This window comes from Ruminococcus flavefaciens, from assembly GCF_900143025.1.
Classification (GTDB): domain Bacteria; phylum Bacillota; class Clostridia; order Oscillospirales; family Ruminococcaceae; genus Ruminococcus; species Ruminococcus flavefaciens_I.
Map to the genome: position 1 here is coordinate 39,910 of NZ_FRCT01000017.1, position 26,496 is coordinate 66,405.

Sequence of the window (26,496 nt, forward strand, 5' to 3'; positions counted from 1 at the left end):
AAAAGCTCCCCTTTCGGGGAGCTTTCTTTATGCTATTATTACTTTATCAGCATTACGATCAAATCCCATATCAGGTCAAAACCCGTTTTGCATATAATTAATATAAATGCTCCCAGTTCTTTCCTTGCTGATATACCATTCTCACGCTTCTTTTTATATTCCTTTGTTCGAGGATAAACAATAAGACCTGCTATAGAAAACAAAAAGAAAACTATATGCATGACAAAATCGAATCGTTCTTTCTGTATTCTCGTAAACCCAAGTGTCGAAGGCATGGTCATTATAAAAACTACCACCCATACCACAAAGAGTATTATCGAGCCGATCATATAATTCCGCCAAACGAGCTGAGGCTCTTTATCGCCTTTAACATATGAATTACGCGGCTTATTCTTATCATACAGAACTGTCACAGACAGTCCTTCCTGAAAGCTTTCTCCTTCTTCGCTTGTGCACATCGAAGCTTTATATTGCCTGCCGCCAACAGAATAAGCGACCTTCAAAGTATAAACAGTCTTTTTATCTCCGCTGTCAGGCTCTTTATAATCCTGCTTCGTGACCTTAACTATCTCCCCGTCCGCCTCAGATGTAAGTGACGATATATCCTTTTTCTTCATATACCAGCGTATCACATACAACATAAAAAATACCATAACAATGGTTATACACAAAAATAAAATGAACATGATTTCCCCTCCATATCCCCGTTTCTATAAAACAAAAGGCTGCCGCAAAGCGACAGCCCTTATATTTACAAGTTACTTTTATCGGAAATTACTTGTTGAGATTTGCTTCGATCATGTCGAGCTCATCGTAAAGTGCCTGTGGGATATTACCGCCCTTAGCCTTGATGTCCTCGTCATAGTATCTTCTCATCTCAGCGATCTCCTTCTTCCACTCTTCCTTATCTACTGTGAGGAGCTTCTGGAGAGCAGATGCAGGAACTTCGTCCTCGATGCCCTTGAGGTTGATATCCTCAGCTTTAGGAAGGAATCCGATAGGAGTCTCAACAGCGTCAACCTCGCCCTCAACTCTCTTGATGATCCAGTCGAGAACTCTCATGTTGTCGCCGAAACCTGGCCAGAGGAAGTTACCCTCTTCGTCTGTTCTGAACCAGTTAACGTTGAAGATCTTAGGAGCCTTGCTGCCGAGTCTTGCGCCCATTTCGAGCCAGTGTGCCCAGTAGTCACCAACATTGTAGCCGATGAATGGCTTCATAGCCATAGGATCGTGACGGAGAACACCTACAGCACCTGTAGCAGCAGCTGTTGTCTCAGAAGATACAGCTGATCCGAGGTATGTACCATGTGTCCAGTCGAATGACTGATATACGAGAGGAGCTGTTGTTGCACGTCTGCCGCCGAAGATGATAGCGGAGATCGGAACGCCCTCTGGATTGTTGAATTCAGGAGAAATGCATGGGCAGTTCTTTGCAGGAGCTGTAAATCTTGAGTTTGGATGAGCAAGCTTCTTGCCCTCAGCTACCCAAGCTTCACCGTCGCACTTGATACCTGTCCACTCTGTTGCGTCCTTAGGCGGATTTTCGTTGAGCTTCTCCCACCAAACTGTGTTGTCGCTGTTGTCGAGAGCAACGTTTGTGAAGATAGCGCCGTTCTTTGTACAAGCAAGAGCATTGTAGTTTGACTTAGCGTTTGTACCGGGAGCAACGCCGAAGAAGCCGTTCTCAGGGTTGATAGCGTAGAGTCTGCCGTCCTTGCCGGGCTTCATCCAAGCGATATCGTCACCAACTGTGAATACTTCATAGCCGTCCTTCTTGTATCCCTCTGGTGGGATAAGCATAGCCAGGTTGGTCTTACCGCAAGCTGATGGGAATGCAGCTGTGATGTACTTAACATCGCCGTTAGGCTTCTTAACGCCGAGGATAAGCATATGCTCAGCCATCCAAGCCTCGTTCTTACCCTGGAATGAAGCGATACGGAGTGCGAAGCACTTCTTGCCGAGGAGAACGTTTCCGCCGTATGCAGAGTTGATAGACCAGATTGTGTTCTCTTCTGGGAACTGAACGATATATCTCTTCTCAGGATCAACGTCAGCCTTTGAGTGGAGACCTCTTACGAAATCGTCGGAAGTATCACCGAGGTTCTCAAATGCCTGCTTACCCATTCTTGTCATGATGTTCATGTTGAGAACAACGTAGATAGAGTCAGTAACCTCAACACCTACCTTAGCAAGAGGAGAACCGATAGGACCCATTGAATAAGGAATAACGTACATTGTTCTGCCCTTCATAACACCATTGTACATAGGTGTGAGGAGAGCCTTCATCTCATCAGGAGCCATCCAGTTGTTTGTAGGACCTGCACCCTTCTTTTCCTTTGAGCAGATGAATGTTCTGTCCTCTACACGAGCAACGTCGTTAGCGCGTGTTCTGTGGTAAAGGCAGTTAGGGTACTTCTCAGGATTGAGCTTGTACATTTTGTCCCAGCTGTCATCAGGAAGTGAAGTAACCTCTTCGATGAGAGCGTCGATCTGCTCCTTTGAGCCGTCGATCCAAACAACCTTATCAGGCTGACAGAGAGCAACCATCTCGTCGACCCACTTTAATACGTTGGGATTTTTTGTCAATGACATTGTATAATACCTCCTAAAAATTTATCATAAATATGCAGTGTATTAACCGCAGAAATGAAACGATTGACAAAAGTCAAACATTCCTCTGATACTATTATATCTGTTTTTTGTCAATGTGTCAATAGCGATAAGCCACATTTTGACCGTATTTTTTAAGAATAGCAATATTGACCTAAAGTTATTGCATTTATTGCTGTCAGAACCGGAATCAGCGGTAAACCGTTCCTGTGATATATAAAAAAAGGAACGTTGTTATATTTTTATCAATGTTCTCATATACTCTGCGCGGTAATAATATGATATTTCACATACTGCCGCACTTTTACAAGAACGTATCTGCGTGCTTTTCCGATTTTTCGCAAAAAATTGCAAAATCTTTCTGCTTAGTCATTGATTTAATTATAAATATGTGATATAATAAAGAGTGCTATATGTTCAGAACTGTCAGCCCCGTGAAAACGGCTGAAAAGACCGCTGCTGACAGCTAAAAAAGGAGCCTGCCATGAAACTTCTCGCTATAGACGGAAACAGCATACTTAACCGTGCATTTTACGGTATAAAGCTGCTTTCAAACAAAAAGGGTGAATTCACCAACGCCATTTTCGGCTTTATGAATATATATATGCGCAATGTCAGCGATGTAAGACCTGACGCAGTCGCTGTTGCTTTTGACCTGCGCACTCCCACCTTCCGCCACAAGGCTGTGTCCTACTACAAGGCTAACCGCAAGGGTATGCCGCCCGAGCTTGCACAGCAGCTCCCGAAAGTAAAGGAGCTCCTCGGATATATGGGCGTAAAAGTAGTGGAATGTGAGGGCTATGAGGCAGACGACGTACTTGGTACTCTCTCAAAGCTCTGCTCCGACAGCGGAAACGAATGTTATGTACTCACAGGCGACCGCGACAGCTTGCAGCTCATAGATGACAAGGTAACTGTCATACTTGCCACAAACAAGGAGAATATATACTATACTCCCGATAAATTCACCGAGGATTACGGCTTCGAGCCTACAAAGCTCATAGACCTTAAAGCTCTCATGGGCGACAGCTCCGACAATATCCCCGGAGTTGCAGGCATAGGTGAAAAGACAGCCTCCTCACTCATAAAGGAATACGGCTGTATCGAGACTCTCTACGAAAAATATGAGGACTCCTCACTTACAAAGGGCGTAAAGGCAAAGCTTGCCGCAGGAGTCGAGTCCGCAAAGGAGAGCAAATGGCTGGCAACTATAGTCCGCAATGCTCCCATAGATATGGACCTTGACAGCTACAAGCTGGGCGAGACCGATACTGCGTCTGTAAGCCGTCTGCTTTCCGACCTTGAAATGTTCAAGCTCCTTGATAAGCTTGGCATAAGCGCCACAGAGGGAACAAATTCCGCTCCCGAGGTAAAGGCTGAGGAAGCTCCCGTCATAAATGCTCAGGTAAGCGACCTTACTGCTGATATCATAGCAAAGCTTACCGAATGTGAATACCTTTTCCGCGATGAAAAGCTTTCTGTACGCAGCGGCGATAATGTCTATACCACCGTGGACGAAAAGCTCATTGCAGCTTTCTTTGCTTCGGACTGCAACAAATCTACTGATGACGCAAAGGCTCATTACCGCTGGGCTATGGCTCACGGCGGCGAACTCAAAAATATAAAGAACGACGCAGCTATCTGCGGATATCTGCTGAACACATCTGCTTCCGATTACGCTGTCGACAAGCTCTGCGCCGAGTACGGCGTTCACTACTACAGTGAAAACGGAGACCTTGCCGAGCTCCTATCCCTCAGCGGACTAATAAAAAAGCTCCGCACAGAGATTGAAAAAGAAGGCATGACAGAGCTGCTCGAAAAGGTGGAGCTGCCCCTTACGGAAGTTCTCGCATCTATGGAGGACTGCGGCATACTCATCGACCAGCAGGGCGTTAAAGAATTCGGAGTTTATCTCTCGGAAATGATAGAGGAAACTCAGCAGATGATATACGATGAGGCAGGTCACGAGTTCAATATCTCCTCACCTAAGCAGCTGGGAACAGTTCTTTTCGAGGAAATGGGACTGCCTGCCAAGAAAAAGACAAAGAGCGGTTACTCCACCAATGCGGAGGTACTTGAAGAGCTCCGCAACCACGCTCCTATCGTTGACAATGTGCTGAAATACCGCCAGTACACCAAGCTCAACTCCACATACGTAGCAGGGCTTCTTGACAAGGTGGCTGACGACGGACGCATACACACATGGTTCAGACAGACCGAGACCCGTACAGGACGTATCAGCTCCACCGAGCCGAATATGCAGAATATCCCTGTCCGCACGGAGCTTGGTGCGAAAATGAGAAAATTCTTCACAGCCGCCGAGGGCAGGACTCTCATAGATGCCGACTACAGCCAGATCGAGCTGCGAGTAATGGCGCATCTCTGCGGCGATGAAAACATGACCGAGGCTTTCACCTCGGGCGAGGATATCCACACATCTACTGCGGCACAGGTATTCGATATGCCGCTGTTCATGGTCACCCCCGAAATGAGAAGTGCCGCAAAGGCTGTAAACTTCGGTATAATCTACGGCATAGGCGCATTTTCACTTGCAAAGGATATCGGCACCTCCGTTGCAAAGGCAAAGAAGTACATCAACGATTATCTTGCTAAATACCCAAAGGTAAATCAGTTCATGGAGACTACCGTTGACGACGCCTTCAAGAACGGCTATGTAACCACAATGTTCGGCAGAAAACGCCGTATTCCCGAGCTTTCCTCGTCAAACAAGATGTTACAGGCAGCAGGCAAGCGTATCGCTATGAATACTCCCGTGCAGGGTACTGCCGCTGACCTTATCAAGATAGCCATGATAAACGTGTACAACCGCCTCAAAGCTGAAAAGCTTGACGCGAAGCTCATATTGCAGGTACACGATGAACTTATCATCGAGTCCGATATCTCCTGCGCAGACAAGTGCGCGGAGCTTCTCAAAGTGGAGATGCAGGGCGTTTACGATATGAAAGTCCCCCTTGCAGTTGATGTTCACACAGGACATTCATGGTACGACGCTAAAGGCTGATAAGAATCGAGGCTGATGATTTGATAGTTAACAAAACCAAATATACAGAAAAGGACTTTGACTTTGTATACAGCCGCGGAAAGCACAGTACAAAATACTATTTCAAGCTTTCCACTTCTCTGATTTTTGATTTTTTCGCGCTGATCTACAGCTTATACCTGCTAAGGCGCGTCTTAAAATTCAAAGCTCATTTAGTGCTGACACCGCTTTCCTTTCTACTGATAGGATTGGTCGTTTATTCCGCTGTGCGCACCATTTACAGGACGTTAACGCGAAAAAAGAGCACCATAGCCGCATGGGTAAAGCAAGAAGAAATATGTACCGACAGAACAATGACCTTCGTTAAGGACGGCATAATAGTCAGCTCTGTGAAAAATGGTCTCCTGACTGATACAAAATACGGCTTCGACCTTGTAAAAGGCTATATCTCCACCGATGGCTGTCTCTATATAAGAACTGTTCTTACAGACAACAGTGAGATATACATGATACTGCACGACAACTGCTATACTGAAGGCTCAAAGGCTGAAGCAATCGAGCGGTTAAAGGCTGTGGGAGCTGCCGAGGAGAGTGTATAATGGAAATAAAAAGACTCACTTCATGTTCGCCTTCCGAAACTTTCGAGGCGTTGTCCGCTCTTGACAAGCTCTGCGTCGGTGCAGACGGCTGGTCGGCGGAGTCCTTCCGCGAGGAAGCGCAGAGAGACGGCAGTATTATCCTTGCCGCTTACGACGGTGAAAAGCTTGCAGGTCTGCTCACAGGCTTCACTGCCGCAGATACAGGCGAGATACTGTCGGTCGCAGTTTCCCCCGAATACCGCCGCAAGGGCATTGCCCGAATGTTGATGAACGAATTTTTTGCAGCTTTACCGAAAGAGGCGGAAAATATCGCCCTTGAGGTAAGATGCTCAAATACAGCCGCTATCGCTCTTTACGAAAGCTTCGGCTTTGTAAAGGCAGGCGTAAGAAAGAGATTTTACCGCGATCCCATTGAGGACGCGGATATAATGGTCTGTTATATGACCGATAAATATAAAGAAGGAAGATAAGTATGCTTATACTTGGAATTGAAAGCTCCTGCGACGAGACCGCCGCAAGCGTGGTAAAGGACTGCCGTGAGATACTCTCCTCAGTCATATCCACCCAGATAGAGGAGCACAAGAAGTACGGCGGCGTTGTCCCCGAAATAGCTTCACGCAGACACTGCGAGAATATCCTCGGAGTTGTACGCAAGGCTCTCGATGACGCAAATGTTGCTCTTGACGACCTTGACGGCATAGCAGTTACCTACGCCCCCGGACTTATAGGCGCACTCCTTGTGGGAGTCAGCTTTGCAAAGGCTCTGGCTATGTCCTGCGGAAAGCCGCTCATACCCGTGCACCACATCGCAGGTCATATCGCCACCAACTACCTGACATTCCCCGACCTTGAACCGCCATACCTCTGCCTTGTGGCAAGCGGCGGTCACAGCCACATCATCGAAGTGCTTAGCTACACGAAATTCCGTGTAGTAGGCAGGACTCACGACGATGCTGCCGGAGAATGTTTCGACAAGTGCGCAAGAGCTATGGGATTTCCTTATCCCGGCGGAGTTCATATAGACAATGCCGCTAAAAACGGCGACTCTGCCTCATTCAAGCTCCCACACCCTGCTGTTGCGGGAAGTGAGTTTGATTTCAGTTTTTCGGGACTTAAAACCAACGTGATAAACCTGCTCCACAATGCAGAGCAGAAAGGCACGGAAATAAACCGCGACGACCTTGCGGCAAGTCTGCAAAAGACTATTTCCGAAATACTCACAGACAAGACTATCCGTGCTGCCGAAGCACTTGGATATAAAAAAGTAGCTCTTGCAGGCGGAGTTTCCGCCAATACAGGAGTCCGTGCAGCCCTTTCGCAAGCCTGTGCAGAGCATGGCTTTGAGTTCTTTATGCCCGAGAAGAAGCTCTGCGGCGACAACGGCGCTATGATAGCCTGTCAGGGCAGCTACAATCTCCTTGCAGGCATAACCGCAGACGAAAGCCTTAATGCCATAGCTACCCTCTCTATGGAGGATATCTGACACATGGATAAGAAGAAAAGAGCTACAAACTGCGAGACCTGTACCAATTACGTCTACGACGATGACTACGACTGCTATGTGTGTATGATAAATCTCGACGAGGACGAAATGTACCGTTTCTTGCAGGGTACCAACTATTCATGCCCCTACTACCGTCTGGACGACGAATACGGCGTAGTAAGGCATCAGAACTAATATATAATATGACTGCCTGCTGTACCGTCGGCGTACAGCTCGGCAATTTCCGCAGTGTGCCCGATGCAGAGCTTTCCAAGCACCGTGATAACATCACATTCCGGAGCTATCCCCTGCTCCACAGCCTGTTTCGCTGCACCGATAAGCTTTTCCGTATCCCACTCTTTCAGCAGTGTTCCCCCATTCCCACAATATATGACCATACATGACGGCGATACCTTCCAGTCAGTCAGCATATGCACAAGACGCTCCCTGCAATCTGTGCCGTCAATTATTATCAGCTCGGTATATCCCGTAAAAACAGGCTTTCCGTTTTTCAGTTCGGCAGCCCTCTGTGCGGCATCTGTATCCTCACCCGATGCCTCGACAGCTGTATCATCATCAAAAAAGGCAAGCACAAGCTCTCCGCCTCTTTCTCCCGATACGGCAGCAGCCCTCAGGTAGCTGCGCTGATGTATCTTTCCTGATGCACAGCCTGTAAAAAGCATAAATATCAACGCTGATATAAATAAGATAGGTCTCTTCATTTTCTCTCCTTTTTCATAGATTGTTCACATAATCAATCTAAAATATCAACACTGTCTCTGCTGAAATATGATACTATTATAATGAGAAATTGTAGGAGGTGAGCCAATGAAACTCACTGACACCTCAGGAAATACCATAATAAGTGTTGTCGATCAATTTGACTATTCCACACAGAACCAGACCTACAACGATAATTTTAAAAAATGGCGAAAAGATAAAGAAAATCCGTATGCCTTCAATTTTGAACTTGACCGCAGGGAAAGTGTATTCGTTGAAGGAAAGGGATTTGAAAACAGATCCGCTTCCAAGGCAGAACGCGACTGCATAGGCAAAGTAATGAATATAATAGGCATTGCTATGCTCATGTGGATACTCATAGATAATATCATAAGCAAGCTTGTCATCTCTGTTTTTGATTTTATCGGCTTTGACCTGCATACTTCCTTTTTCAGCACAGGTCTTTACGGCGGAAGCCTTCAGGTAATCACCGCTCTTCTCGCCACTTCATTCATCAAAGTCCTTGTCCCCGCAGTATATCTTCACAAAAAGCTCAGAATGCCGCCCAGACTGGAATACATGAGCACTCTTAATCACGCTTCCGATATGCTGGGTACTATCTGTATGACAATGGCAGTCAGCACCGTTACCTGCCTGCCGAATATATACACCAACCGAACAATGCTGGTATTCAACTATTTCCGCTCAATAAATGCCGATGCGAACGTATGGAACCAGGAGCAGTTCGTAGTGTATACTATCTGCGATATCGTCATCATATCAACACTGCATGAGCTTTTCTTCCACGGAGCTATTTTCAATGCCCTCAGGCAATTCGGCGACGTATTCGCTATTATAATTACAACAGCTATGTCGGGACTTCTTGTACAGGATTTCCGCGAGCTTCCAGCTGCCCTGCTTATCTCGGCAATTGCATCTATAGGTATGCTCCGCAGCGGAACTATCGTAACGGCTATATTCGTACAGATATGCTTCAAGATGTACAGGCTTGCTCTTGTCCTGCTCGAAGACAGCTCTCCTGATAAGATATTCCTCAAGCGAAACACCTTCATGCTTGTAATATTCATAATAGGAGCAGCAGGCGTTATGATGCTATATATCTTCAAACGCAGGAAGCCTGAAAAACATATTGCTGAATTCAACTCCAAATACTCTGTATCTCAGCGCCTTGAAATTGCCTGCAAAAGCTTCCCTGTACCTGCCGTTATATGCCTTTGTCTGCTGGCAGCTTTTATCAAAGTATTCTTTTAGGTGAAGTAAATGGAAAAATATATGCACCGCGCACTTGAACTGGCGCGTATGGCTTTTGACGAGGGCGAAGTCCCCGTAGGAGCAGTTGTAGTAAAAAAGACTACGGGAGAGATCGTCGGAGAGGGCAGAAATATGCGCGAAACAGCAAAGAATGCCCTTGCTCATGCCGAGATAATAGCTATTGACGCAGCCTGCAAAAAGCTCGGCGGCTGGCGGCTGCCCGAATGTGCGATATACGTTACCTTAGAGCCCTGTCCAATGTGCTGCGGAGCTATCATCAATTCGAGGATAGACAATGTTTACTTCGGCGCATACGACATAAAGAGCGGCTCTGCGGTATCTGTGCAGAAGATGTTCGAACTGCCCTACAATTACCGCCCAGAGGTAACAGGCGGCATCATGGAAAAGGAATGTGCAGATATCCTATCGGAGTTCTTCCGACAGCTCAGAATAAAAAAATCACATAACTGAAATCTTATCCGCTGCTTTTTGCAGCGGATCTTTTTGTGCTCAGGGGCGCAATGATAAGCGCGGCAGCCGCCGCGCAGGCACGTATGAGAAGCAACTCCCTGCCCGATATCAGCAGCGCAGCCCCTATAGTCACAGCTATTACCGTGCTGCTCCTCCAGCGCACGAATTGAGGGAATATCCGCTTAATAAGATAAGCCCCCGTCATCACCTGCAAAGCCGCCGAAAATACCGCAAACACTGCAAATATCACCAGAAACAGCGAATCTATGCGCTGAGCGTCAAAGGGCTGGGAGAGCTGAGCTGCGGTGATAACGGGAAAATCGGTTATTTCCATTATGCCGCCTGTCACCGCAAGCACTGTCAGTATCAGTACAGCCGAAACTGCTGCCTTTGCAGCGAAATACCACACAAAAGCTTTCTGCCGACCTTCTCTGACCTCTCCTGACAGCACCACCATACTGCCGAGACCTCCGCTGAGAGCCCCTCCCCTTACGACCTCGTAAAAGAATCCTTTCCTTTCGGGAACCGTGATATTGCTCCAGTCAGCATTTAATACCGCACTTGCAAAATCTATCCCCAGACAGAATATCCCTGCCGCAGCCGCTATAACTGCCGCCCGTGCAACAGGCTTTATCCCCGTGGACGAGCTGTAAAGGCAAACAAGTGCGATAAGACCTGCTGTCAGGAGCTGTCCCCATATCCCTTTGCCGCTTTCCGAGGGTATATACACAGCGCCGCTTGTCCGCCACAGCGCAGAAAAAAGCGTACCTCCGCAGAATACCGCATACACGAGATAGAACACAGCCGCCTGTTTTTTTAGCTCTCCGCCTTTTGCAGCAAAGACAAGTGCCGCCAACAGCTGCAATGCAATACCTGCAAGGACTCCGTATAAAGTCTCAAGAGACATACTCCCGCCGAAACAGAAAAGCTCAAACATATCCGTAATGAGCAGAAGCGCCGCAAGCTGCCTTTTTGAGATACTATTCATGGTACTCCTCCACCGTAAAGCTTCGGCTCTGCATTTCCCTTATGCCTATCCGCAACGCCGTATCCCCCATTCCCTTTCTCTTGAAAGGCGAAAGCGGAGCTGTGTACGGAAAGCCGTAATCCTCGGTCGCGCATATATTCACAAGAACTGCGCAGGCAAGGAGACTTATGCCGAAAAGTCCGAACACTCCGCCTGCTATGATAAATACAAATCTCAGCACCGTCACCTGCGGATTAAGCTCGGGCACGACCAGTCCGCCAAGTACGGAAAGTGCGGTCATAGTCAGCAGAGGCGTACTTACCAGCCCCGAATTTACTGCCGCGTCGCCGATGATAAGTCCGCTGATTATGCTGACTGCTCCGCCCACAGGCTTTGGCAGCCGCACACCTGCCTCACGTATTATCTCATACATGAGCAGCACGAAAAGCGACTCGGTAACTATAGACAGCGGAGCTTTCTTCTCAGCCTCCACAAGGAGCATGAACAGCGTACTGTTGAGCAGCTCGGGGTGATACATGACTATCGCCACATAAAATGACGGCAGAAGCACAGCCGCTAAAAAAGCTGCGTATTTCAGCCACCGTATAAACACTGCATAATATGGCTTGTAAGCATAATCATCGAGAGTCTGAAAGCTTTCGCAGAACAGTCTCGGTATCACTATAGCATAGGGAACTCCGTCCACAAGGAGAGCCGCACGCCCCTCGATAAGCTTCGAGCACAGCACATCGGGACGCTCTGTAGTGCCGGTTGAGTCAAACAGCTCAAAGCTGCCGTTTTCCACGAAAGGACGCAGATGTCCCGTAGTCAGTATGGCTTCAAGCTCCACATCGTCAAGAGAGCGTCTTATCCTTTCCATAAGAGACTTCGGCACACGGTCCTTCATGTAACAGAGACACAGGTCGGTATGACTCTTTTTGCCCTTAGCGAACAGCTCCATTACAAGCTCTGGACTTTTCAGCCTCCTGCGTATCTGCGACATATTAGTGCGGATAGTCTCCGTGAAGCCCTCATGCGCTCCCATAACGTTTCCCTCGCCCGAGGGCTCCTGCACTCCTCGGGAGCTATAGCCCTGCACACCGAATGCAAGCCCGAAGGATATGCCCTCGGCGATAAGCACTGCAAATCCCGAATTAATCAGGCGGAACAGGGTATCATAGTCCCTGACCGCAGGACGGTCGGTAGACAGCAGGAGCTGCTCGTTTATATAGTGGAACAGTCCGTGGGAGTCCTTTTGCTGCGGTATATCGGTAATAGGCTCGAATATCAGCTCGGTTATGACCGATGTGGAAACCATGCCCTCGCAGCACAGCAGTGCGCAGTGTATCCCCCCTGTAACGAAACGATTTATGAGCAAGTCCGACGAACCGCCAGAAATACGGCGTATCTCCTTGATGCTGTCATCAAGTGACGGCAGCAGTCCTCCTTTTTCCATACATCTCACCTCAGCGGTATTATGTGCAAAGCTTACATGAATATGCACATTTAGCCGTTAGCCTTTTGTAGGGAACGCTGCCCAACAGGCACCGCGCCCTTTGTCGTATTGCGACATCTCCCCACACTGTGGGGAGTTACCCTCGGCGTTCCGCAAAGCGGCTGCGCCGCTTGTAGGGGCGGATAGTATCCGCCCCGAAATATCGAACGACTAAATGTGGCGATGTACGCGCACCTACAACAAAACCGCCTGCACTGTGAATATCCACAAGTGCAGGCGGCTGCTTTTATTTACGTTTATATTTGGAATAAATCTTCCGATAAGCAAGGTACAGCAAAGGTATTCCTGCAACTGAACCTACAATGATAACTATCCCTGCCGCCTCTGAGTTCAGAGCTCCCAGAACAGCAGCCAGCCAGAAAATTGCAGAAAAACAAAGCCACATGATACCGTTTGCTCTGTTGTAGGCAGGGATATCCGAGATCTCACTTTCTTTGACCTCTTTCCCCGACCAGAACCACATTGGCTTTTTACGTTTCCACGCGTATATTCCAAAACAGATGAAAAATATGCCTATGGGTATCGTAAGCATGAGCCAGACCACTCTATCCATTATAAAACGCTCCTTTCTAAGCTAAAACATTCTTTTCAAGCCAAAGTGCAACTCCGTCCTCGTCATTTGAAGCCGTTACTTCATCGGCAATTTCAAGGACTTCCCGAACCGCATTAGCGACTGCAACTCCCGTACCGCACATTTTCAGCATATCAATATCGTTCCTGTCGTCGCCGAAAGAAACGATATCACTGATAGCAATGCCGCACTTCTCGACAAGCGCATTTATAGCCGCTGTCTTTCCTGCACCCTGCGGCAGAAATCCGTACCAGTTCTCGCCGCGGTAGCATTGCAGCTTACAGCCGAATTTATCCGCGCTATTCTCTCATCAGGCAGCTCTGCTACTATCTTGTTTGCCCCACATTCAAGAGGACGGTCGTACTCGAAATATACAGCCTTGTGGAGCTTTTCCGACTCCGCGATAGGCTTGCTGTTCCAGTAGACCGTCTTTCCGTTTGCAACGGTTATCTCCGCCCCAGAAGCAGATTTCAGAAGCTCCCTTACGACACCGTTTGCTGCCTCCGCCGTAAATTCGCAGCTGTAGATACAACGGTCAGCCGCGTGTATGAGAGTGCCGTCTGTGGTTATCTCGCAGTCAGGCTTCAAAAGCTCTATATATCGCTCCGCGCCTATCCAGTATCTTGCCGTGGCTATTGCAAAAGGGGATCCTTTTTCTCTGCACTTTTCAGCACATCGAGAGTTCTGTCGGAAACGTTCCCGTCGGTTCTCAGTAGAGTATGGTCAAGGTCGGTAAGTATAAGCTTTTTCATAGTTCCTCCTAATAAAAAGTAGGGGGCGATGCCAACATCGCCCCGAATAATTCAATCGGGCTGATGTAAGCATCAGTCCCTACATTATTTCTTTATCTTCATGGAAATATCGAAGCACTTAACAGAATGAGTAAGCGCACCCAGTGAGATTATATCCACGCCTGTTTCAGCTACGGAGCGGATATTCTCGGCAGTAACATTGCCCGAAGCTTCAAGGAGAGCCTTGCCGCCTGCTATCTCAACAGCCTGCTTCATCTCGTCACAGCTCATATTGTCCAGCATGATTATCTCAACACCTGTAGCAAGAGCCTCGCGGAGCTCGTCAAGTGTGCGGACTTCTACCTCTATCTTTACTGTGTGACCGATCTTCTCGCGGAGAGCATTTACAGCCGCAGTTATACCGCCGTAAGCATCAATATGATTGTCCTTGAGCATAGCCGCGTCGGAGAGATTGAAGCGGTGATTTTTGCCGCCGCCCACAGTTACCGCATACTTCTGAAGCGCACGGAGTCCCGGGAGAGTCTTTCTCGTGTCTGTAACAGCAGCCTTAGTGCCCTTTACAAGCTCAACACACTTATTTGTAGCAGTTGCTATACCCGACATATGCTGCAAGAGGTTAAGAGCAGTTCTCTCACCTTTGAGGAGAGTAAGCGTACTTCCTTCAAGCTCTGCAATTATGTCGCCCTTCTGAACCTTAGTGCCGTCCTGAAGGAGTATCTTGAAGTCCACATCGCCGCCTGCAAGGTCAAAAACGCGCTTAGCCACCTCGATACCGCAGACAACTCCCGAATCCTTGGCAACATAATAAGCGGAGCTTCTGTGCTCGGGCGGAATAAGATTATCCGCAGCCGCGTCGATATAGTTGATGTCCTCCATAAGAGCGGTAGTGATTATATTGTCAACATAGCATTGTAAAAGCTTCATGTTAAACGTCCTTTCCATACAATTATATTTCCGGATTATTTGTAGGGGGCGATGCCAACATCGCCACGTAAGCTGCAATCATTTATATCGGGCTGATGTAGGCATCAGCCCCTACAATCTAAAAGCTAACGGCTCTCACGATTTGTATTTCGAGTCTATACACAGGAATTCCTCTAAAGTAAGTCCCGAATCATATACCTCTTTAGCAAGCTGTTTGCCGAGATAGCGAACGTGCCACGACTCGTACATATAACCTGTGATATTTTCCTTGCCCTGAGGATAACGGATAATAAAGCCGTACTTCCAGCAGTTTGCGGCTATCCATTTAGCTTCGGCAGTACCGTTGAAGGAGGTGCTTGCATTGTTTATATCCATGCCCAGACCCGTCTGATGCTCGGAATGACCGGGCCTTGCGGAATATGTATCAGCAGCAGCCTTTCCGTCACGGGCTACATAGTTGTTGTACAATGTACTCTGATAGGAATATGAACGGAAACCCGAAACTATTTTCAGCTTGTAGCCTGCCTTCTCCGCATCGACTCTCATTGACTCAAAGGCTGATTTAGCCTCGGGAAGAATGTCCCCGGGACTGTAGGTAGAGGGCAGAGCATAGGTCTTATTTGCGATAAGTATGCCGTTTACATAGGTTATGCCATCCTTTACGACTATCTCACGCTTGGTAAAGGTCTCCTTTGTACCGTCAACCCATGTTACTGTAAAGTGCATGGAATCCGTATGTACTATAGTTCCCTCGGTATTGTTATCGGTGCTGCCCATATGGAACACGATATTATTTCCGTCGGGAGCATATTCAAAACGGCTTATATTGCCGCTTTTATCGGTCACCTTTCCGCTGAGACCGCTTATCTCAAATGTCCTGCCCGCACTTGTTATCCATTTGCCGCTGAGCATTTCATTTGCGTTTATCTTATTATAGCTGAAAAACCTGAATGTCTCGGCAGTACCGTCGTCCCATTTGAGGACGAAATCATTGTCATCCCGCCATGTGATAAAGGCGTTATCCTCTTTGCCCGACTTCTTCATAGTCATGGCGAGGATATCCTCCTCCGAGCCTATGGTGAAATTCTCACTGCTGCCATTAGGATAAAAAACAGTGCCCTCACCGTCGCCGAAGCTGAAATAACGCTTTGCACCTTCGCGATCACCTATCCATGTTCCCTTTGGGAGCAGTGTCTTATTTGAAAGAATGATATCCTGAATTGCTGAAATGTCCAGAGAATCCACAACAAAATCTCCGTTTATATCCGCTGCAATCCGCTGATTTTCATTAAGTCCGTACCGTCCGAGGATATGATTTTTCAGTATGACCATATCTCCGACAGATACCCTGTCATCGCGGTTAAGATCGCCTGCTATAAGCGTAGTGGCTGCGTTCGTATGCATTGCCGCAGCACTTGCCGCTATTACAGCCGCAGAAACTGCCGCAGCTTCAAAACTTCTCAGTTTTTTCATGATATCACCCCCATTGTTGTCCTTTTCTCTGTGTTTTTTACTGCATTACCTCACCGAGGATAATGTATGCTACAGTAACTATAGACTTAGCGAGAACATAGTCAGCGTCCACATAGTAGCCGCCGTTGACAAGGTCCTCACGTATCTCCTTTACGCGCTTGAAGCCCTCTGCCGCAGCCTTTTTATCAGGAATAACGAAATAGCAGTTCTGAAGTATCTTTCTTGTCTCTGTACGAACTCCCTTAGGTATGCGCGGACTTCCAAGATGCGGATCAAATTCAGCCTCTTCAAAATCCTTAGGCGCATCTGCAACTCTTGAAGCTATGCTGTTTGCAGCATGGCGTGAGAATACAAGTGCTTCGAGAAGGGAATTGCTTGCGAGTCTGTTGCTTCCGTGGACTCCAGTATGCGAGCATTCGCCGCAGGCATACAGATTTGGAAGGCTTGTTTCGGAATTATTGTCAACATCTATACCGCCCATAAGGTAGTGCTGACAAGGGAATATGGGAACAGGCTCCTTTGTAAGGTCGTAGCCCTGCTCCAGCAGGTTCTTGTATATCATCGGGAACCTGTTTTTAAGGAACTCGCTGTCCTTATAGCTTATATCAAGGTAGAAATCCGTTGAATTCTGCTTGCGTGATTCAAGTATGATAGCGTGAGAAACAACATCTCTCGGAGCAAGTTCCAGACGCTCATCATAGTTGTGCATAAAGCGCTCCTTATGGCAGTTCAGCAGGTATGCACCCTCACCGCGTACAGCCTCTGAGATAAGGAAGCATTCACGGGTAGCGCGGTTATTGAAGGCTGTTGGGTGGAACTGAACATAGCTCAGGTTCTTTATCTTCGCACCCATTTCATATGCAAAGGTTATGCCGTCGCCTGTTGCGATAGCGGAATTTGTGGTAAACTGGTAAACTCTGCCGATACCGCCTGTTGCAAGTATCATAAAGTGGCAGTTGCAGGTCTCATAAGAATCATCGGACAGTCTGAGAAAAGCTGAGTAGCCTGTTTTTGTCTGCTTTACGCCGCACATAATGGTATTTTCCATTATGGTAACATTGCTGAGCTTCTGAACATTTTCCAGAAGAGTTGAAGTTATCTCCTTGCCTGTAGCGTCGGCATGGTGGAAAATCCTGTGGTGGCTGTGACCGCCCTCAAGTGTGCGGTGGTATGTGCCGTCTGGATTTTTGTCAAACTCAACGCCGAGCTTGATGATATGCTCGATATCCTGCGCAGCCTCGCTTACAAGAGTATGAACAGCGTCCACATTGTTCTTGAAGCTTCCTGCGATAAGAGTATCATTCTGGTGATACTGTATATTATCCGTAGGAGAATTATAAACGCCTGCTATACCGCCCTGTGCCAGTGAAGAATTGCACAGCGGCAGATCGCGCTTGCAGAGTATGAGAATATTCAGTTCCTTAGGCAGATTGATAGCCGCGTAGAGACCTGCTGCTCCGCAGCCTGCTATAATAACATCATAATTTTTTGACATGATACAAGACCGTCCTTTATCAGAAAATCTTTACACCTACATTATACCATACCGCAAGCAATAAATCAATGTAAATATGCAAAGAATTACCTTACATTTCACATTGAGCAATTAGTGATTAGTGCATATGAGCGGCGCTGTCATTCTGCCGATCCTGAATTGATCCGTGTTACATATATAATAATCGTTTTTCACCTGCCATTACTGACAAAAAAAGCTCCCGAAACGGGAGCTTTGATATCATTCGACCGAGATTATGTAGTAGTAAACAGGCTGACCGCCGTTTACCAGCATTACCTCTATCTTGTCGCTGAGCTTGGACTGTATGAACTTCTGGAGCTCTTCTGCATTCTCCTCTGGCACATCTGCACCGTGGATAAGCGTAACATAGCTAACATCGCCCTTTGAGAGCTTCTTGACGAGCTTGTAGGTAGCCTTGTTGATATCGCGTTCTGTGAACGACAGCTTGCCGTTATCCAGTGCGAGTATCTCGCCCTCCTTTATCTGGTGACCCTCGAACTCGGAGTTTCTTGCAGCAAAGGTGATAAGACCTGTCGACACCTTCTCGAAAGCCTTTGTCATATCAATGCGGTTCTCGTTGAGGGTGCGGCTGTCGTCAAACGCAAGCATAGCAGCAATACCCTGCGGTATAGTTCTTGTCTGGAGCACGCAGACCTTTCTGTCTGTGAGCTTTACAGCCTGCTCTGCTGCCATGATTATATTCTTATTGTTTGGCAGTACGAATACTGTATTTGCAGGAGTTTTCAGTATAGCGCGGAGAATATCGTCCGTAGAAGGATTCATGGTCTGTCCGCCCTTTACGACTACATCTGCACCCAAATCGGTGAACATAGCCTCAAGACCGTGACCTGCCGCAACTGCAACGAAGCCGAATTCCTTTTCGGGCTCGGCAGGAGTAAGTCCCTCCTGTGCAGCCTGTGCGTCCTTGACCTTATTCTCATGCTGTATACGCATATTCTCTATCTTTGGACGTGGGTCATTGATGAAATATCCGAATTCCAGTCCCTTCTGGAGAGCGTTTCCGGGGTTATCGGTGTGAACGTGTACCTTTATTATCTTCTCGTCGTCAACAACAACTACACAGTCGCCGATAGTTTCAAGATAAGCACGGAGCTTTGATACATCGGGACAATTGTCGTTCTTTTCCAGCATGAACTCTGTACAGTATGTGTATGTTATATCGTCATCATATTCGCTTACAGCTGTTCTGAATGAGTCGTTTGAGCTGTCCTGTGCAGACTGAGTCTCAGCAGGCTCGGCTATCTTGCCCCCTGCGAATACATCTGTCATAGCTCTGAAAATAATGCAGAGTCCCTTGCCGCCAGCGTCTACGACTCCTGCCTTTTTGAGCTGCGGGAGCATATCCGTGGTCTTTTCCAGCATAGCCTCTGATTCCTTGCATACCTCCTGCCAGAATGTGACCTCGTCGTTTGTCTCTGCGGCTATCTCTCTTGCCTTTGCGGCAGCAGCCTTAACGACAGTAAGGATAGTGCCCTCAACAGGCTTCATTACAGCCTTGTATGCAGCCTCAACGCCGAATTGCAGAGCGTCTGCGAAGTTCTCGCAGCCTGCCTCCGTGCAGCCTGCAAGTCCCTTTGAAAAGCCTCTGAATATAAGTGAAAGTATTACGCCCGAGTTTCCTCTTGCGCCTCTCAGAAATGCTGAAGCTGCTGTGGAAGCTACCTCAGATACGGTAGCCTTTGAGTCGAGTCTCCTGAGCTCGGCAACGGAATTGCCTATGGTCATTGACATATTTGTACCTGTATCGCCGTCGGGAACGGGATAAACATTAAGCTCATCGACTTCGCGCTTCCTGTTATTGATAGTAATAGCAGCGGAGATAACAGCGTCCCTGAGTAAAGAACCGTGTATCACAGTAAAGTCCTCCAATTCTATAACGCTTATGCGTTCATATCGTCAACGAATACGTTGACCTTGTGTACATCTATACCGGCAGCTTCTTCAACTGCGAAGCTGACCTTATGAGTGATGCTCTTTACGGCAGCATTGATGTTAGTGCCGTAGGTCACCTTGATATGGAGATCTATGATAAGTCCGCCTTCCTTGTCAGTACGGAGAAGGATACCCTTGTTCTTTCTGAACGCCTTGCCTGCTGTAAGTGCGGAAACTGCCGAGCGGAACGTAGTTACGCTGCAAACATCAGCAACTCCGAAGCAGTCAACAACTGCGTGTTTAACGATCTCAATGAGATAATTCTCAGAAATAGTGATCTTTCCGATATGATTTTCAAAGCCTACCATGGATCATCACTCCTTTTGTTAAAATGCGTCTGCGGCGTCCGAAAACGACCGCTATCTTATTGATTATAACACACTTTTTCGCTTTTTACAATACCTATAAAGAATAATATTGCGAAAAATACTTATCATATTAAAAAAATATCGGATTTTCTATTGATTATAAGTCTTTTTTGTGGTATTATAATATAGACGTAATGCGAATTATCGGGCAGCGATAAAGTAACGGCGGCGGAACGCCACCCCTACATAGTAAAATGGCGTTTTCACAATAATTCCGAATTCCGAATTTATAATTATGCATTATGCATTGGCGGAACGTCGAGGACGCCGTCCCCTACAGGCTAACGGCTAAGGGCTAACGGCTAAAAAAGGAGGTATTATCATGGGATTTCATTTCAGAAAAAGCTTCAAGATATTCAGCTTTTTAAAGTTCAACAAAAACAAGAAGGGCGGCAGCATATCTGTTGACGGTCCTACAATAGCAGGCAAAAAGGTAAAAGTCACTGTCAACAACAAGAAAAAGGCTACCGTAAGCCTTCAGGGTACGGGCATATCCTATGATACCGACTTAGGCGGCAAAAAGAAAACAGGCAAGAAGTAATTGGAGGAATATGAAGAAACTACTCTTTATCGGCGATGTCGTCGGAAAATCGGGCTGCGAATTTCTTTCGGCAAAGCTGAGCGGCATAAAACACGAGCATAATATAGATATAACCATTGTCAACGGCGAAAATTCCGCACAGGGCAATGGTATAACCCGTGCATCTGCGGAAATGATAATAAGAGCGGGCGCGGATATAATAACTACCGGAAACCACGCATTCAAACGCAAAGAAGCCCTTGAACTCTTTGATGAGGAGTACATGGTGCGTCCTGCCAATTACCCCGAGGGGGGCTGCGTGGGAAGCGGCTATCGCATACTCGATATGGGAGCTTATTCCGTAGCTGTCATAAACATGATGGGTACTGCCTTTATGGATCCGCTGGACAATCCTTTCACTAAGATCGACGAGATCCTTAGTAAAATAGATACCCCTAACATATTTGTGGACTTCCACGCCGAGACTACCTCGGAGAAAAAGGCTATGGGTCATTATCTTACCGAAAGAGTAAGCGGCGTTTTCGGCACTCATACCCACGTTCAGACCGCAGATGAGTGTATATTGGGCGGTCATACCGCATATATTACCGATGTGGGCATGACAGGTCCCGAAAACTCCTGCCTGGGCATTGATACAGGCGCAGTTATCAATATGTTCCGTTTTCGTATGCCTGTACGCTTCTTTGAAGCGGACGGAGCCTGCTTTCTTTGTGGAACAATAACCGAATTTGATGAAAAAAATGGCAAATCGCACAAAACAGAAAGAATAATTATAAGATAGTCTACAAACTTTGTGATAAGTACTTGCTTTTTTACCATTTATAGGGTATAATACAATTGTACAATAGAATAGCCTTAAGGCATATAAGACATAGTTATCGTACAAATATTTTTAACAGGAGGGTTATTTTGCAATGGAAATTCTGAAAGTATCATCACACTCATCACCTAATTCTGTTGCCGGAGCTATTGCCGGCGTTATCAGAGAACAGAAGGCTGTTGAAGTTCAGGCAGTAGGTGCGGGTGCAGCAAATCAGGCGATCAAGGCTATAGCTATAGCAAGGGGATATCTTGCACCAATTGGTATTGATCTAATTTGTATTCCTGCATTTGCCAATATCCAGATCGACGGCGAGGAGAGAACCGCTATCAAGCTTATCTGTGAGCAGAGATAATTGGTTTGGATCATCGGGCGGACTTTATGTCCGCCCTTTCTGTTTTTATTAATTTACCTTTAAGGAGCAACTTATGCCCACTACTCTTTTCAGCGAAATCGAATACCTAAAGGGCGTCGGAAAGGCTCGCGGTGAGAAATACCGCAAGCTCGGCATAAATTCGCCCTATGAGCTTATATATCATATCCCCCGCGACTACCTCGACTTCCGCACCCATGTGCCCGTACAGCAGGCAGTCCTCGGGGACTACAATGTACTTAAACTGACGGTATACAGAAAAATGCCGCCCCAGCGCATAAAAGGCGGACTTGTCATCTGCAAGGCTGCTGCCTCCGACGGCATGGACGATATACTGATAGTTGTATACAACAACGTGTATTATTTTCAGGCTCTCAAAGAGAACGAGACCTACTATATGTACGGCAAGGTCACGGGCAGCTTCCTGCGCAAGGAGATAAGCTCTCCCGTCTATATCCGCGCCGATGAAAAGGTGCTCATTCAGCCCAAATACCACCTTACCCAAGGACTTTCCGTCACTATGGTAAGGAACAATATGCGTCAGGCTCTGGAGCTCATGCGCAACGAGCCCTTCGAGACTCTCTCCGACGATATTCTGCGAAAATACGACCTCTGTCCCCTTATGTGGGCACTGGAGAATATCCACTTTCCCGAAAGTGAGCTTGCTGCCGAGACTGCAAGACGCAGACTTGCCTTCGACGAGCTTTTGAAGCTACAGATAGGTATGTCCGTTATGAAGTCACGCAGCCGCAGGAACACGGCATTTCAAATGGACAGCAGCGTTGAGGTGAGCAAATTCACAGATGGGCTGCCCTTTGAACTCACCGACGACCAGAAAAAGGCTGTCACCGAGGTCGTTGCCGACCTTTGCAGGAATGTCCCCATGAACAGGCTTTTGCAGGGCGATGTGGGAAGCGGAAAGACTGCCGTTGCTGCCGCAGCCTGCTATTTTTCGGCACAGAATGGAGTGCAGTCCGCACTTATGGCTCCTACGGAGATACTTGCGTCTCAGCATTTCAACACTCTCAGCAGCTTTCTTAAACCCTTCGGCGTGAAGGTCTGCCTGCTGACAGGCTCGATGACGGCTAAGAAAAAAGCCGCTGTCCGTGAGCAGATAGCCGCAGGAGAAATAGACGTTATCGTAGGAACTCACGCTATAATACAGAAAGATGTGGAATACAAGGCTCTTGGACTGGTCATCACCGACGAGCAGCACCGCTTCGGTGTCGCTCAGCGAGCAGCACTTGCCGAAAAGGGCGATGCTCCTCACAAGCTGGTAATGTCCGCCACACCTATTCCCCGCACCCTTGCTCTCATAATCTACGGAGACCTTGATATATCTGCCATAACTCAGCTCCCAAAGGGCAGAAAGCCCGTAAAGACCTATGCAGTCACAGGAAAGCTCCGCAGCCGTGCATTCGGCTTTGTACGCGAAAGGCTGGACGAGGGACGGCAGGCTTATGTTGTATGCCCCATGATAGAGGACAGCGAAAGCGAGCTTTTCGCCGTCAAGACATACGCCGAGGAGGCTGCAAAGGGCGACCTTAAAGGCTATACCACTGCGCTTCTCCACGGAAAGATGAGAGCTGCCGAAAAGGACAAGGTAATGGAGAAATTCCGCAGCGGAGAGATACAGGTGCTTATATGTACTACTGTCGTTGAAGTCGGAGTGGACGTTCCTAATGCAGCGGTAATGGTCATCGAAAATGCAGAACGCTTCGGACTTTCCCAGCTTCACCAGCTCCGCGGACGAGTGGGCAGAGGAAGCTTCGAGAGCAGCTGTATACTTATCACCGACAACACTGCCGAGGACTGCGTAAAGCGTATGAAGATAATGTCCTCGACTACAGACGGCTTCAAAATATCAGAGGAGGACCTTAAAATGCGCGGTCCGGGAGACTTCTTCGGCAATGCCCAGCATGGACTCCCACCGCTAAAAATAGCGGATATAGCCTGCAATATGGAGCTTATGAACCGTGCACAGACCTGTGCAAAGGAGCTCCTTGCGGACGACCCACTCCTTGAAAAGCCGCAGAACCGTGCATTGAAGCTCGATGTTATGCGACTGTTCAGCAGAGATATAATCGGCTGAGCGTATAAATGGGTTTCCAAAGGGGTCACCACCCCTTTGGTCAGGTCAAGGGCGGACAGCCCTTGTAGGGCTTGGGGCAACGCCCCAAATACGTAAGGCGCATCGCAAGGGGTGAATTCAAAAACAGTCCGGCGGACTGTTTTTGAAGAGGGGACGCCTTGTAAGAGAAGGCGTCCCCTTGAACAGATATAAAAGCAGAAAAGCCATGAACGGAATACCGTTCATGGCTTATTTTTATTTCTTCTTCCATTTTAACAGCACAAAAGCCGTTATACCTGTCAGCAAAGCCGTAAGTGATATGGCAAACCACGTATACGGCATGGGCAGATCCTTCGTATTGATACCGTAGAATGCAAACATGATATTAGGTATCTCAAGGATAATGGTACCTATGGTCAACCGCCACATTACTATATTCTGGTTATTGGAGATTATAGACGAGAAACCGTCCATCATACTTGACAAAATGCCCGTATAGATGCTTGACATCTCGATCGCCTGCTTCATCTCGATGAGAACATCTTCAAGAAGATCCTGATCCTCGTCATAGAGCTTTATGACTCTGCCGCGGAATATCTTTTCGATAGTAGCCTCATTGGCTTTCAGTGAAGTTGAAAAATATACGAGAGACTTTTCAAGAGCAAGCAGCTGCATGAGGAGCTCGTTCTTCATAGCGTCGTGAAGCTCCTGCTCGGCAGCAGATGATATCTTATCTATCTGTTTCAGGTAGGTAAGGAACAGTGCCGATATCCTCAGAAGTATCTGTAACACGAACCTTGTCTTGAAATCAGGTCTGAGATTTCTTATACCGCCTCTTGTAGCCTCATTGATGATCTGCGTCTCTCTAATAGAGATAGTAAAAACATATTCGTCTGTAACGATTATACCCATTGGCAGAGTATAGAAGTTCTTGGTCTTGTCATCGTCTATAGCAGATACAGGAGTATCTATGATAACAAGAGTCTGGTCGTCCTCACGCTCGATACGTGATGACTCCTCCTCATCCAATGCGGACTTTACAAATCCGCTGTCAAGACCGTATTCCTCTATAAGCTCCCTTACCTCCTGCGGAGTAGGGTCTACCACCGATACCCAGCTGCCTGCTTTAGGAGCATCGCACTGTTTCAGGATACCGTTTTCATAGCAATAAAAGTTTATCATTTCATTTCGGCTGCACCGCATATACAGCAGCAGCCTTGCTCCTTTCGCCGAAATTAACTTCGGCAGAAAGGACGAGAGCATTATTATCGTCTGCCGAAGTCTGGAATATTATTCAAATTCCCATAAGGGTCAGAACTCATAATGCACCTCCATACTCAAAATACGATAGTCCCGCAGGGACTTTCATTGATATAATTCGTCTAACGAATATTATACCAAATTTTAACCTCAATTACAAGTGTTTTTTCAAAAAAAGAGCTGTCGGACGATGATCCGACAGCTCTTAGTGACTCCGCTCACTTATTTACCTTTGAAAGTACTTACTGATCGTCCTTTTTCTTTGAACGAGCTGCGAAAGCGCAGGCTGCTGCGATTGCGAGGACCGCAAATGCTGCTCCCACTCCCTCGACGCCTGTATTAGGAGAATTAGTTACCTTCTTGGTAGTTGTGCTCTTTGCCTTTGTAGTTGTTTTTGCTGTTGTCTTACCTGTTACAGCAGCAGTTGTAGTTGTTGTAGTAGTTGTCTCTTCTGCTGTTGTAGTTGTGGTAACGTCTGTTGTGGTAGTAGTTGTAGTAGTTGTTGCGGTCGATGTAGTAGTCGATGTGGTAGTAGTTGTTGAAGTTGTTAATGATAACTCCATACCCTCCTGAGTTACAAGAGTTGTATTTGTTACCTCCTGACCCATTACATCGGTCACATTTGTGGTAGTAGTTGTTGTGCTTGTTGTAGTTGTAGTGGTCGTTGTAGTTGTTGTAGTAACTATCTTCTTGTCGATCATTACAACTGTATCGGAATCTGTTTCAACTCCGTCAACAGATACGAGCTTTCCGTCAGTAACAGTAAACTTCATATCGGTTGCTACCTCGTAGCCTGTAGGAGCAGCCACTTCGTGAAGGATATACTGACCGTCCTCAAGTGTTACCTTTGTAGCTGTCTGTCCCGAGATCCATACAAGTGAATCGCCGTGAGTCTTTTCAGCCTTGGCACCCTGTCCGATAGTCATTGCGCCCTCATCAAATATTACCTTATGACCGTCCTTGTCAACACCTGTAAGTGTAAGCTCAGCGCCCTCGACTTCTTCACCGTAGATATCCTTCTTGTCGATCATTACAACAGCAGTTGTTACAACTGTTGTAGTTGTCGATGTAGTAGTTGATGTTGTTGTCGTGGTTGTCTTGCTTGTTGTAGATGTTGTAGTTGTAGTCGAGGTAGTTGTTGTAGTGGTGGTAGTCGTTGTAGTAGTTGTTGTTGTCGTTGTAGTTGTAGTAGTTGTTGTAACTATTCTCTCATCGACCATTTCAACTGTATCTGC

Annotated in this window: 27 protein-coding genes; 11 read left to right on the forward strand and 16 right to left on the reverse strand. The window is 47.2% G+C overall.

Features of this window, described 5'->3' with window-relative positions; genetic code table 11:
* Window positions 1-38: 38 nt before the first annotated feature.
* Window positions 39-617 carry a DUF3592 domain-containing protein gene (locus BUB28_RS14075; protein WP_242940001.1) on the reverse strand — a complete coding sequence of 193 codons (579 nt, stop codon included), beginning with the start codon at window positions 615-617 and terminating at the stop codon, window positions 39-41.
* A 157-nt stretch (window positions 618-774) separates the two neighbouring features.
* Window positions 775-2,592, reverse strand: a complete 1,818-nt coding sequence (locus tag BUB28_RS14080) for a phosphoenolpyruvate carboxykinase (GTP) (protein ID WP_175547863.1) — start codon at window positions 2,590-2,592, stop codon at window positions 775-777.
* Between the two features lie 502 nt (window positions 2,593-3,094).
* On the opposite strand from BUB28_RS14080, the gene polA reads away from it, so the two are divergent.
* The 5 genes from polA (at window position 3,095) to BUB28_RS14105 (ending at window position 7,888) form a co-directional block, all read left to right on the forward strand.
* Window positions 3,095-5,632, forward strand: coding sequence for a DNA polymerase I (gene polA, locus BUB28_RS14085; RefSeq protein WP_072952181.1), 2,538 nt, complete (start codon window positions 3,095-3,097; stop codon window positions 5,630-5,632).
* Between the two features lie 227 nt (window positions 5,633-5,859).
* A complete protein-coding gene (locus tag BUB28_RS17305; RefSeq protein WP_207647113.1) occupies window positions 5,860-6,210 on the forward strand; it encodes a hypothetical protein in 351 nt (116 codons plus the stop codon).
* Window positions 6,210-6,680, forward strand: a complete 471-nt coding sequence (gene rimI, locus BUB28_RS14095) for a ribosomal protein S18-alanine N-acetyltransferase (protein WP_072952183.1) — start codon at window positions 6,210-6,212, stop codon at window positions 6,678-6,680. The genes BUB28_RS17305 and rimI overlap by 1 nt, the downstream gene beginning before the upstream one ends.
* Window positions 6,681-6,682: 2 nt before the next feature.
* Entirely contained in the window at window positions 6,683-7,693 is a 1,011-nt protein-coding gene (gene tsaD / locus BUB28_RS14100) for a tRNA (adenosine(37)-N6)-threonylcarbamoyltransferase complex transferase subunit TsaD (protein WP_072952184.1), read from the forward strand.
* 3 nt (window positions 7,694-7,696) lie between these two features.
* Window positions 7,697-7,888: a DUF6472 family protein gene (locus tag BUB28_RS14105; protein ID WP_072952185.1), complete on the forward strand. Its 192-nt coding sequence runs from the start codon at window positions 7,697-7,699 to the stop codon at window positions 7,886-7,888.
* Here BUB28_RS14105 and BUB28_RS14110 read toward each other — a convergent pair.
* On the reverse strand, window positions 7,885-8,415 hold the full coding sequence (locus tag BUB28_RS14110) for a hypothetical protein (RefSeq protein ID WP_072952186.1): 531 nt from the start codon (window positions 8,413-8,415) through the stop codon (window positions 7,885-7,887). The genes BUB28_RS14105 and BUB28_RS14110 overlap by 4 nt on opposite strands.
* Window positions 8,416-8,521: 106 nt before the next feature.
* Between BUB28_RS14110 and BUB28_RS14115 the strand changes: the two genes are divergently transcribed.
* Both BUB28_RS14115 and BUB28_RS14120 read left to right on the forward strand, forming a co-directional pair.
* Window positions 8,522-9,685: a CPBP family glutamic-type intramembrane protease gene (locus BUB28_RS14115; RefSeq protein ID WP_072952187.1), complete on the forward strand. Its 1,164-nt coding sequence runs from the start codon at window positions 8,522-8,524 to the stop codon at window positions 9,683-9,685.
* Window positions 9,686-9,694: 9 nt separating this feature from the next.
* Window positions 9,695-10,156 carry a nucleoside deaminase gene (locus BUB28_RS14120; protein ID WP_072952188.1) on the forward strand — a complete coding sequence of 154 codons (462 nt, stop codon included), beginning with the start codon at window positions 9,695-9,697 and terminating at the stop codon, window positions 10,154-10,156.
* A 4-nt stretch (window positions 10,157-10,160) separates the two neighbouring features.
* Here the strand turns inward: BUB28_RS14120 and BUB28_RS14125 are convergent, their stop codons facing one another.
* The 11 genes from BUB28_RS14125 to BUB28_RS14170 form a co-directional block, all read right to left on the reverse strand.
* The gene (locus BUB28_RS14125; RefSeq protein WP_072952189.1) at window positions 10,161-11,144 is read right to left on the reverse strand and encodes a hypothetical protein; all 984 of its coding nucleotides are present in this window, start codon (window positions 11,142-11,144) and stop codon (window positions 10,161-10,163) included.
* Entirely contained in the window at window positions 11,137-12,579 is a 1,443-nt protein-coding gene (locus tag BUB28_RS14130; protein WP_072952190.1) for a spore germination protein, read from the reverse strand. The genes BUB28_RS14125 and BUB28_RS14130 overlap by 8 nt, the downstream gene beginning before the upstream one ends.
* A 286-nt stretch (window positions 12,580-12,865) precedes the next feature.
* Window positions 12,866-13,192 (reverse strand): hypothetical protein, encoded by a 327-nt coding sequence (locus BUB28_RS14135; protein WP_072952191.1) that lies wholly within the window; start codon window positions 13,190-13,192, stop codon window positions 12,866-12,868.
* 16 nt (window positions 13,193-13,208) lie between these two features.
* Window positions 13,209-13,487, reverse strand: coding sequence for an HAD-IIB family hydrolase (locus BUB28_RS17520; protein ID WP_081373542.1), 279 nt, complete (start codon window positions 13,485-13,487; stop codon window positions 13,209-13,211).
* Window positions 13,418-13,846, reverse strand: a complete 429-nt coding sequence (locus BUB28_RS17440; RefSeq protein WP_278291372.1) for an HAD hydrolase family protein — start codon at window positions 13,844-13,846, stop codon at window positions 13,418-13,420. Before BUB28_RS17440 ends, BUB28_RS17520 begins: the two co-directional genes overlap by 70 nt.
* Window positions 13,843-13,962 carry an HAD hydrolase family protein gene (locus BUB28_RS16820; RefSeq protein ID WP_139277565.1) on the reverse strand — a complete coding sequence of 40 codons (120 nt, stop codon included), beginning with the start codon at window positions 13,960-13,962 and terminating at the stop codon, window positions 13,843-13,845. Before BUB28_RS16820 ends, BUB28_RS17440 begins: the two co-directional genes overlap by 4 nt.
* Before the next feature lie 84 nt (window positions 13,963-14,046).
* Complete coding sequence (gene nadC, locus BUB28_RS14150) at window positions 14,047-14,886, reverse strand: carboxylating nicotinate-nucleotide diphosphorylase (RefSeq protein WP_072952193.1); 840 nt, start codon at window positions 14,884-14,886, stop codon at window positions 14,047-14,049.
* Between the two features lie 135 nt (window positions 14,887-15,021).
* Entirely contained in the window at window positions 15,022-16,359 is a 1,338-nt protein-coding gene (locus BUB28_RS17130; RefSeq protein WP_072952194.1) for a D-alanyl-D-alanine carboxypeptidase family protein, read from the reverse strand.
* A 37-nt stretch (window positions 16,360-16,396) separates the two neighbouring features.
* Complete coding sequence (locus BUB28_RS14160; RefSeq protein WP_072952195.1) at window positions 16,397-17,854, reverse strand: L-aspartate oxidase; 1,458 nt, start codon at window positions 17,852-17,854, stop codon at window positions 16,397-16,399.
* Between the two features lie 240 nt (window positions 17,855-18,094).
* A complete protein-coding gene (locus tag BUB28_RS14165) occupies window positions 18,095-19,750 on the reverse strand; it encodes a DAK2 domain-containing protein (protein WP_072952196.1) in 1,656 nt (551 codons plus the stop codon).
* 26 nt (window positions 19,751-19,776) lie between these two features.
* Entirely contained in the window at window positions 19,777-20,136 is a 360-nt protein-coding gene (locus tag BUB28_RS14170; RefSeq protein WP_072952197.1) for an Asp23/Gls24 family envelope stress response protein, read from the reverse strand.
* 382 nt (window positions 20,137-20,518) lie between these two features.
* Here BUB28_RS14170 and BUB28_RS14175 point away from each other — a divergent pair, with 382 nt between their 5' ends.
* From BUB28_RS14175 to recG, 4 genes are all read left to right on the forward strand, one after another.
* Window positions 20,519-20,737, forward strand: a complete 219-nt coding sequence (locus tag BUB28_RS14175) for a DUF4236 domain-containing protein (protein WP_072952198.1) — start codon at window positions 20,519-20,521, stop codon at window positions 20,735-20,737.
* A gap of 10 nt (window positions 20,738-20,747) precedes the next feature.
* Complete coding sequence (locus BUB28_RS14180) at window positions 20,748-21,518, forward strand: TIGR00282 family metallophosphoesterase (RefSeq protein WP_072952199.1); 771 nt, start codon at window positions 20,748-20,750, stop codon at window positions 21,516-21,518.
* A gap of 133 nt (window positions 21,519-21,651) precedes the next feature.
* A complete protein-coding gene (locus BUB28_RS14185; RefSeq protein WP_009984312.1) occupies window positions 21,652-21,912 on the forward strand; it encodes a stage V sporulation protein S in 261 nt (86 codons plus the stop codon).
* A gap of 73 nt (window positions 21,913-21,985) precedes the next feature.
* The gene (recG, locus tag BUB28_RS14190) at window positions 21,986-24,022 is read left to right on the forward strand and encodes an ATP-dependent DNA helicase RecG (RefSeq protein ID WP_072952200.1); all 2,037 of its coding nucleotides are present in this window, start codon (window positions 21,986-21,988) and stop codon (window positions 24,020-24,022) included.
* Window positions 24,023-24,256: 234 nt separating this feature from the next.
* On the opposite strand, the gene BUB28_RS14195 is transcribed toward recG, so the two are convergent.
* Together BUB28_RS14195 and BUB28_RS16825 are read right to left on the reverse strand one after the other, a co-directional pair.
* Window positions 24,257-25,183 (reverse strand): magnesium transporter CorA family protein, encoded by a 927-nt coding sequence (locus tag BUB28_RS14195; RefSeq protein ID WP_072952202.1) that lies wholly within the window; start codon window positions 25,181-25,183, stop codon window positions 24,257-24,259.
* A 320-nt stretch (window positions 25,184-25,503) separates the two neighbouring features.
* Window positions 25,504-26,496: NPXTG-anchored protein (locus BUB28_RS16825; RefSeq protein WP_175547864.1), on the reverse strand; the 993-nt coding region annotated here is incomplete at its 5' end.